The sequence below is a fragment of the Streptomyces sp. KR55 genome, assembly GCF_052245645.1.
Lineage (GTDB): Bacteria > Actinomycetota > Actinomycetes > Streptomycetales > Streptomycetaceae > Streptomyces > Streptomyces flavusporus.
The window spans coordinates 1-2835 of sequence record NZ_JBQQCE010000761.1 but is presented as its reverse complement, the minus strand read 5'-3'; the positions used below and the strand labels follow the sequence as shown (position 1 = coordinate 2835).

At 71.3% G+C, this 2835-nt stretch carries 3 protein-coding genes; 1 reads left to right on the top strand and 2 read right to left on the bottom strand.

Annotated features, from left to right (window positions below):
- Positions 1 to 240 (top strand): M23 family metallopeptidase (locus tag ACTWQJ_RS49630; protein WP_443312928.1); only part of this gene is annotated, 240 nt, incomplete at its 5' end.
- Positions 241 to 363: 123 nt separating this feature from the next.
- Here the strand turns inward: ACTWQJ_RS49630 and ACTWQJ_RS49625 are convergent.
- Both ACTWQJ_RS49625 and trmB read right to left on the bottom strand, forming a co-directional pair.
- On the bottom strand, positions 364 to 1710 hold the full coding sequence (locus ACTWQJ_RS49625; RefSeq protein WP_443312927.1) for a PrsW family intramembrane metalloprotease: 1347 nt from the start codon (positions 1708 to 1710) through the stop codon (positions 364 to 366).
- Positions 1711 to 1759: 49 nt separating this feature from the next.
- Complete coding sequence (gene trmB, locus ACTWQJ_RS49620) at positions 1760 to 2641, bottom strand: tRNA (guanosine(46)-N7)-methyltransferase TrmB (protein WP_443312926.1); 882 nt, start codon at positions 2639 to 2641, stop codon at positions 1760 to 1762.
- Between the last annotated feature and the right edge of the window lie 194 nt (positions 2642 to 2835).

The following is a 2835-nucleotide window of genomic DNA, read 5'->3' as shown; positions in this document are numbered from 1 at the left end:
GGGTCGTACGGCTACAAGACCGTCCTCACCCTCGACGACGGCACCGAGATCTGGTACGCCCACCAGTCCTCCATCAACGTCAGCGTCGGCCAGAAGGTCACCACGGGCGAGGTCATCGGGCGCGTCGGCGCCACGGGCAACGTCACCGGGGCTCACCTGCACCTCGAGGTGCACCCCGACGGCGCGGGCAGCGGCATCGACCCGCTGGCCTGGCTGCAGAGCAAGGGCCTCAACCCCTGACAGTCGCTCCTTTCGAACCCCGGCGGTCCTGACGGCAACCCCCCGACGTCAGGGCTGCCGGTTCGCGGTGCGTGCGGCACGCCTGTTGCCGGGACCTCACGGCGCCGATCGCTCGGCGCGCCCCTAGGACTGGTACGGGTTGTACGCGGGATGCCGTGGGTACTGGGGATACGGCTGGTATGCGGGATACGGCTGGTATGCGGGATACGGCGCCGCCATCGGCCAGGGCGGCGCAGCCACCGGTACCGGCGGAGCCGTGACCCGCGCCGCATACTCCAGCGCCGGCCGCGCCACGTTCCGTCGGCTCCACAGCTCCCGCAGCAGTTCGCCTTCCCGTACGACGAAGTCCGCGCCGGCCCGGCCCCGGCGCCCGCGATGCCGTAGGAACGCCAGCGACGTCGCGTACGCCTCGTACTGCGCCACCGCCCGCGCGGCCGGCTTCCCCAGGTGGTGCCCGGCGTACTCCCTGGCCAGCCGGCGCGCCCGCATCGAGCCCAGCGCGAACGGCATGGCCGGGGCCAGCCAGCCGGCGGCGACATAGGCCGGCAGTTCCTCGCGCACGGTCCGCAGCTCCCGCTGCCGGGTCCAGATCACCAGCCAGGTCAGCAGCCCGAACGCGGGCACCATGAATCCGCCGTACACCGCGAAGAATCCGAAGTTGCCGAAGGTCGCCGAGCCGTTCCAGAACGCGTGCATGCCCATCGCGAGCAGCAGCCCGGACAGCGGCATCAGCACGCGTCGTAGATGCTGGCGCTGCCCGGCGAGCGCCGCGATGCCGAAGCCGATGCCCGTGAGGACGGTGAAGAGGGGATGCGCGAACGGCGACATGATGACGCGGACGAAGAAGGTCGCCGCCGTGACGGAGGCGATGCCGCTGCCGCCGGTGAGCTGGTCGGTGCCGAAGGCGGTGCCGAGGTAGAGGATGTTCTCGGTGAACGCGAACCCGGTCGCGGTGACCCCGGCGATGACGACACCGTCGACGATCCCGGTGAAGTCCCGGCGGCGGAAGAGGAAGAGCAGGAGTATGGCGGCTGCCTTCGCGGACTCCTCGACGATCGGCGCTATGACGGTGGCGCCCAGGGTGTCCGCGCTCGCCGGATCGGCGGTCGCCGTCGCTATCCATCTCGTCGCGAAGCTGTTGGCGACGATCGCTATCAGCGCCGCTGCGCAGGCGCCCCAGGCGAAGGAGAAGACGAGGTTGCGCCAGGGGCCGGGCTCGACGCGGTCGAGCCAGCGGAAGGCGGCTATGAGGAGCGGTACCGGGAGGATCGCGAGGCCGAGGCCGACCAGGAATCCCTCGGTTCCGGTCTGTTCGCGGACGAGGGCGAGGATGACGAGGCCGGAGATCGCGAGCAGGGTGATCAGCGCGCCGTAACGCACCCATGTGCGCTGCCACCAGTGCGGATGCCGCCGCAGTGCGCCGCCGGTGGGAACGCTGGGGTGCGTCGGGTACGGGGGACTGGTGGCCACGGCATTGACCCTAACGAGGCAGGGGCGCCGCCCGCGAGGGCGCGAGGGCTCAGGCGCCGGTGGAGGACTGGTCGTGGTCCTGCTGGTCGTGCTCTTCGTGCTGTGCGTGCTCTGCGGGGTGCTGCTCGTGCTGTACGCGGCGGAAGAGCAGGTCGTTCACGACATGACCCTTGTCCAGGCCCTGGCCCTCGAAACGGGTGAGCGGGCGGAAGCCGGGGCGTGGCGCGAAACCGCCGTCGGGCTGTGTGTTCTCGAAGGCGGGGTGCGCCGTGAGGACTTCGAGCATCTGCTCGGCGTACGGCTCCCAGTCGGTCGCGCAGTGCACGATCGCCCCCGGCCTGAGCCGGGTCGCGGCCAGCGTGAGGAAGGCCGGCTGGATCAGGCGCCGCTTGTGGTGCCGCTTCTTGGGCCACGGGTCGGGGAAGTAGACGCGCAGCCCGTCGAGGGAGTCGGGGGAGAGCATCTCGCGCAGCAGGATGATGGCGTCGCCGTTGCCCACCCGGATGTTGGTGAGGCCGGACTGGTCGGCGAGGTTGAGGAGATTGCCCTGGCCCGGTGTGTGGACGTCCACGGCGAGGATGTTGGTGTCCGGGTCGGCGGCGGCCATCCGGGCGGTGGCCTCACCCATCCCGAACCCGATCTCGAGCACGACGGGGTTGGCGTTGCCGAACAACTCCGTCAGGTCGATGACCCGCTGACCGTCGATGTCCAGTCCCCACTTGGGCCACAGCCGCTGCAACGCGTCGGCCTGCCCGGCGGTCACCCGGCTCCGCCGCGGCTGAAAACTCCGAATCCGCCGCTCGAAGTGCGACCCCGCAGGATCCGCCTTGGGCCCATCAGGAAACCGCGGCTCCCCCTTCCCCCGCATACGCCGAACAGAGACACCGGGGGTGGGGTGGGGGGCTTCGGGGGTGTGGAGGGAGTCAGACACAGTGGAGTCGATTTTACGCGGCCCGGGGGCTGCGCCGGGCCGCACCCATCCCGTCGGTCCGCGGGCACACCCGTCGGTCCGCGGGCACACCCGTCGGTCCGCGGGCATTCGTGCCTCCCCCAGAGGGGGGACCCCCAGGGCGGCACGGGTGGGCGCGGGCGGCACCCCACCAGCGCCGGGCTGCGCACCCCACC